Source organism: Cellulomonas septica, assembly GCF_012396155.1.
GTDB classification, from domain to species: Bacteria; Actinomycetota; Actinomycetes; order Actinomycetales; family Cellulomonadaceae; genus Cellulomonas; species Cellulomonas septica.
This window is the reverse complement of the sequence record NZ_JAAXOY010000273.1, coordinates 1-4,539: the sequence shown is the minus strand read 5'-3', so window position 1 is coordinate 4,539 and position 4,539 is coordinate 1. Positions and strand designations below refer to the sequence as shown.

At 71.8% G+C, this 4,539-nt stretch carries 2 protein-coding genes; both read right to left on the bottom strand.

Annotated elements, in window-relative coordinates; translation table 11 throughout:
- Positions 1-113 precede the first annotated feature (113 nt).
- Positions 114-3,386 (bottom strand): glycoside hydrolase family 48 protein, encoded by a 3,273-nt coding sequence (locus tag HGA02_RS11330; RefSeq protein WP_168679098.1) that lies wholly within the window; start codon positions 3,384-3,386, stop codon positions 114-116.
- Positions 3,387-3,737: 351 nt separating this feature from the next.
- Positions 3,738-4,539: ABC transporter permease (locus HGA02_RS11325; protein ID WP_168679097.1), on the bottom strand; the 802-nt coding region annotated here is incomplete at its 5' end.

Genomic DNA, 4,539 nt, shown 5'->3' with positions numbered 1-4,539 from the left:
CGGCGCGAGAGGACGCGGCCGACCGGGACCGCCGGCGGGACCCGGCCGACCGGGACGCGGCCGAGGCCGGCCCGGGACGTGCCCGGACCGGCCTCGGTGTCGTGCGGGTGGCGTCAGCTGCAGGCCGCGCCGTTGAGCGTGAACGCCGTCGGGTTGGTGTTCGTGCCCGAGTGCGAGCCGTTGAAGCCGATGTCGACGCTCTGGCCGGGGGCCAGCGTGCCGTTCCACGCGGCGTTCGTCGCGGTCACCGTCGACCCGGACTGCGTCCAGTTCGCGCTCCAGCCCTGCTGCACCTTCTGACCGTTGGCGAACGAGAAGCCGAGGCTCCAGCTGCTCAGCGCGGTCGTGCCGGTGTTGGTGACCTTCACCGAGGCGGTGAAGCCCGTGTTCCAGCTGCTGGCGTTGTAGGTGACCTTGCACGAGCCGGTCTGCTGACCCGACTTCGTGGTGACCGACAGGGCGCTCGACGCGGCGGAGACGTTGCCCGCGACGTCGCGTGCCCGGACGGTGTACTGGTACGCCGTCGCGGCGGTGAGGCCGCTGTCGGTGTACGTGGCGGAGGTCGGCGTGCCGACCTTCGTCGTGCCGCGGTAGACGTCGTAGCCCGCGAGGCCCGAGCCTCCGGTGTCGGTGGACGCGTTCCACGTGAGGGTCACGCTCGTCTCGCCGACCGTCGTGGCGGTGAGACCCGTCGGGACGCTCGGTGCGGTCGTGTCCGGCGTGGTGTCGGACTTCGTGGTGACCGTGACGGCCGTCGAGGCGGCGGACACGTTGCCGGCGACGTCACGCGCCCGGACCGAGTACTGGTACGCGGTCGCGGCGGTGAGGCCGGTGTCGGTGAACGTCGTGCCCGTCGTCTGGCCGACGCGGGTCGTGCCGCGGTACACGTCGTACCCGGCGAGGCCCGAGCCGCCCGTGTTGTCCGTCGACGCGGACCACACGACCGTCACGCTGTTCGTCGTGCTCGCGCTCGACAGGATCGACGGCACGCTCGGCGCCGTCGTGTCGGACGGCGTCGCCTTCGTGGTGACCGCGAGCGCCGAGGACGCCGCGGACACGTTGCCGGCCGCGTCGACCGCCCGGACGGTGTACGAGTACGCCGTCGAGGGGGTCAGGCCGGTCTCGGTGAAGGACGTCGTCGTCGACGAGCCGACCTTCGTGGTGCCGCGGTACACGTCGTACGACGCCACGCGGGTGTCGTCCGTCGAGGCCGTCCAGGAGATCGTCGCCTCGGTCGAGGTGACGAGACCCGCCTGCAGGCCCGTCGGGACCGACGGCGGCGTGGTGTCCGGCGTGGTGGTGCCGTCGTCGAAGAGCCGCGCGTAGTCCGCGAGCGCACCGGCGATGGCCGTCTGGGCCCAGAACCGGTGGTACGTGAACTTCGGGTCGGCGCCACCGTCGAGCGCGGCCTGGACCTTGGACCACTGCGGGTCCTTCTTGTAGAAGCTGCGGATGTCCAGGAAGGACACGCCGGGCTTGATGACGTCGCCGTTGGGCATCGTGCCGGTCCAGCCGGACGGGATGTAGATGCCGTCACCGTTGGCGACGTAGGTGTCGTCGAACCGCTTGTAGTCGCCGCGGGTCTCGACGGTCGCGACGCCCAGCGGGTCCTGGTTGTTGGTCCAGATGGCGTCGAGGAGCGCCTTGGCCTTGTCGCGCGACGCGGTGTCGCCCGACTTGGCGGCGTAGAACAGCAGCGCGCGGGCGGTGTCGCCGGCGACGCCGACGTCCTGGCCGTAGGACGTGACCTCGACGGTCAGGCCCGGGTTGCCGGTCGGCGACGCGGCGTTCCAGGTGTCCGGCTTGCCGGTCCACTTGAGCTCGCTCGGGACCTTCCAGTTGGCGCCGTCGGTCGAGATGTTCGCGACGACCCACGGGACCCACTTGTCGAGGATCTTCTTCGCCTGGGCGTTGCCCGACGCGTAGTAGAGCTCGGCGACGCGCTGCACGCCCCACGCCTGCATGCCGAACCAGCGGTTCGACGGCGGGTCGACGTAGACGGGAGCCTCGGTGTAGCCCATGCCGTAGAACGTGGGCGTGCCGGCCGGCGGGGTGGCGTAGGCGCCGTCCCAGCTGTTCGTCGCGCCACCGGCGATGCCGCCGTTGGAGGCCTGCAGCCACGTGTAGAACTCGAGCTGGCGCTGCATCGACGCGGTCCAGTCGGACTTGGCGGTCGGCGACTTGGGCGTCAGCTTCGGGTCGGTCGACAGCGCCCACGCGGCGAGCGGGTTCTGGTAGCCGAAGTGCGCGTGCGACGAGCCGATGCGCCACGCCCAGCCGGCGTTGGAGTCGGTCGCGCCGCCCCACGCCATGTACCAGGAGAGCAGGTAGTGCGCGGCCTCACGGCCCTGGCCGGCGGCGCAGGACGGCGAGGTGCAGCCGATCTTCTTGAAGTACTTGTCGAAGAGCGTGTACCGCAGGTAGTCGCCCATCTTGGCGGCCTTCGCCACGGTCGCGGCGACGTCGGCGGCCTTGCCCTGCTCGGTCGCCCACTGGTTGGCCCAGTAGACGGCCTCGACGGCGCGCGCGTCGGCGTCGGACGCCGAGGTGTACTTCCACTGCTTGGCGTACGACGCGTCCTTGGTGAACAGGTCGAGGAACCCGTTCTTGCCGCCGTACTTGAACTCCTCGCACGACGGCTGCGGGACGGTCTCCCAGACCGACTCCTGCGGGCCGCGCTGGAAGGTGTTGATGAAGGACGTGCCGGTCGCGGTCGGGCCGAGCGTGCAGCCCGCGCCCGGCGTGGCGCCGAAGCCGTAGATGTTGTCGACGTCGGCCAGCCAGTGCATCTGGTAGACGTCCGCGTTGCCGTAGGTCGACTTGAGCTCGGCGCCGATGGGGTCCGTGCCGCCGGTGATGCCGCTGTTGAGCTGCGACGGGTAGGAGCTCGGGTGGTTGAACTCGGGCGCGTAGGTGGCCGGCGAGTTGGGGTTGTAGAAGGAGTTCGTGGGCTGATCCACCGACTGGGGGATCATGTACTTCTCCATCGTGTCCCAGGCGTGGTTGAGCGGTGCCCAGTCCTGGGTGACCTGGCCGTAGAGGGCCTCGAGCCACAGCCAGTACGAGTACGCCTCGGAGGTCGTCTCGTGGCCGTAGTCGGGCGCCTCGACCATGAGGGTCTCGACGGCGTGGTACGGGATGCCCTGGGCGCTGAAGTACCCGTTGGCCGGGTCCTTGATCTTGTCGTACTGCGCGAGGAACCGGTTCGCGTACTCGCCGTCGACGGCGGCGCGGACCGGCGAGGCCGCGGGGACGGTGACCGTGGCGGGCAAGCCTGCTCCGGTCGCGGCGAGCGCGGGGGTGATCCCCGCGGTCGCCAGGAACGACGACACACCTACGGTGGCTACAGCCACCCAGGCGGTTCGCCGGCGGGTCGTTGACGACATCGTCCGTACCTTTCGTGGTGTGCGGGCCTGCCCGCGCGACGTCGCGCCGGCGTGCCCACCGGGTCCCGTGCGGGCACGCGCGGGACGGTGGCGGAGGTGCACTCCTGCCCGGCCTGGCCCCGGGCCGGTGCCCGCGTCGATGCGGGGCGGCTCGGGGTGCACGTCGGGCAGGTCGGGCCAACCATCCGCAACCGCACAGGGACCGTCCAGACTCCTAAACCTTTCGGGTGGGAGCGCGACCACGGCGCGTGCGCACGTCGTCGCGTTCCCACGCCGCTCCCACGACGACGGCCCGTCGGGACACCTCCCCGACGGGCCGTCGCGCTCCCCCCTCCGGGAGCTGTCAGACGGTCACGACCAGCGGAACAGCCGCGCCGCGAGCGGGATCCCGACCAGCGCCCACCCGGCGAGCGCGAGCAGCTCGACCCCCGGGAACGGCTGCCCGAACCACGCGGCCGACATCGCCTGCGCCGCCGCCCCGAGCGGCGTGAACTGCGCGATGGTCTGCACGACGTCCGGCATGAGCGGCAGGGGCAGCCACACCCCTGCGAAGAACAGCGACAGGAAGTAGACGGTCGCGCCGATGCCGTTCGCCGCCGGACCGGTCGGCGCGACCGCCGCGATGAGCGAGCCCACCGCGAACGCCGCGAGCACCGACAGCACGAACGCCCCGACGACCAGCAGCGGCTGCGTGGGCGCCTCGACGCCGACCACGAGCACGCCGAGCACGAACGCGAGCGCCGCTGCGACCAGCAGCGCCGCGAGGTTCACGGCGACCTGCGCGACGAGCACGCGCGTCGGCGGGACCGGCGTGGTCGACAGCCGGCGCAGCACGCCGCGCTGCCGGTACGTCGCGATCGTCGTCGGGTACGTCGTGAAGGCGACCGTGCCGACCGCGAGCGCGAGCACCGTCGGCGTGTAGCCGGTGATGGCGGTGAACTGCGACAGGATCGGGTCGTCGACGTCGAAGGGCTGGTCCGCCCACGGCATCACGAGGCCGAGGACCGTGAGCAGGAGCCCGGGGAAGACGATCGCGAAGAACGCGTTCGACGGGTCCCGCAGGAACAGGCGCCCCTCCGTGAGGGTGAGGCGGCGCAGGGCGCGGGCGGCCGACGGGCGGCGCGGCGCGACCGCGCGGGCGGGGGCGGTGGTC